Source organism: Pseudomonas sp. A-1 (genome assembly GCF_004801855.1).
Lineage (GTDB): Bacteria > Pseudomonadota > Gammaproteobacteria > Pseudomonadales > Pseudomonadaceae > Geopseudomonas.
In genome coordinates, this window is the sequence record NZ_SSTC01000205.1 from 1 (window position 1) to 1,433 (window position 1,433).

At 62.5% G+C, this 1,433-nt stretch carries 1 protein-coding gene and 1 pseudogene; both read left to right on the forward strand.

The window, feature by feature from the left end:
* The coding region (locus E5198_RS22265; protein ID WP_218569080.1) for a calcium-binding protein at positions 1 to 557 on the forward strand (557 nt) is incomplete at its 5' end.
* A gap of 397 nt (positions 558 to 954) precedes the next feature.
* Positions 955 to 1,389: pseudogene (locus E5198_RS21140) on the forward strand (HlyD family efflux transporter periplasmic adaptor subunit); the annotation flags it as partial.
* Positions 1,390 to 1,433 lie beyond the last annotated feature (44 nt).

A 1,433-nucleotide genomic window follows, 5' to 3' on the forward strand; every position in this document is an offset into this window, starting at 1 on the left:
TCTACGGCGAGGACGGCAACGACGCGCTGAGCGGCGGCGCCGGCAACGACTCCCTGCAGGGCGGCAACGGCAACGACTCCCTGCTCGGTGGTGAGGGCAACGACTACCTCTACGGCGAGAACGGCAACGACGTCCTCGACGGCGGCGCCGGCAACGACTACCTCAGCGGCGGCGCCGGCTCCGACACCTACCTGTTCGGCAAGGGCGCGGGCCAGGATACCGTCTACAACTACGACACCAGCCCGGACAGCCTGGATACCCTGCTGTTCGGCGGTGACGTGGGCGTGGAGGACATCTGGTTCCGCCGCAGCGGCTCGAACCTGGAGGTGAGCATCATCGGCTCAGGCGACAAGGCCACCATCAGCAACTGGTACTCGGGCGGCAGCTACCACCTGGACCAGTTCAAGACCGCCGATGGCAAGACCCTGCTGGAAGGTCAGGTGCAGAGCCTGGTCGACGCCATGGCCGCCTTTGGCGTGCCGGCCGGCGGCGAGGGCAATCTCGGTGCCGAGCAGAAGCTCCAGCTGGAGACGGTGATCGCCGCCAACTGGCAGTGATCGGGCTGGCCTGAGCAGTGGACGGGGTATTCGTGGCGAATACCCCGTCCTGGCATGAGTAACCAGGGCGGAAAACCGTCCGACAATCCCACCTCGGGATTTTTCCGAAAACGTGGCGGCCGTCGAGGTCTAGTGGACGCCTGTCCCCCAGAATCCTCTGACTGGATGCAGGATCGCATCCAGTCCTTCGGACAATGCACGGAAGCACCATGAGCGAACAAGGAATGAACGCCGTCCCTCAGGCGCTCGCTGCAAGTCTGCCCCGCCTGGTCAGTCCCGCCCGCTTGCAAAGCCTGGCAACCGTGCCGAAGCCGCTTGCTCAAGAACCCGCTGAAGATGGCCACATGTTTGGCCGAACTGGATCGCCACCAGGGCACAACGCCCGATACGCCTCGCCGGCACCGTGCAGCAACTGGCCATCCACACCCAGGGCGGCGTGGTCAGCGAGGCCCAGCCGCTGATGGTGATCGTCCCCAGCGACGCACCGGTGGAAGTGGAAGCGATGCTGGAGAACAAGGACATCGGCTTCGTCCGCCCGAGGCAGGAGGTCGAGACCTTCACCTTTACCAAGTACGGGGTGGCGCACGGCGTGGTGACCAGTGTTTCCAACGATGCCATTGAGGACGAGAAACTGGGGCTGGTGTACGGCGCGCGGATTCGGCTCAAGGAAAACAGTATCCAGGTTGGAGGCAACCATATCGCGCTATCGCCAGGCATGATGGTCAGGTCTGAAGTGAAAACGGATAAGCGGAAGGTAATCGAATATTTTCTGAGTCCTTTACAAAAACACGTGAATGAGAGGGCGGCGGCAAAAACTGAGTGCAACACCTGACCTTTCCGGTACGGTGTTGCCATGTCTTACCACGAACTCAGCAT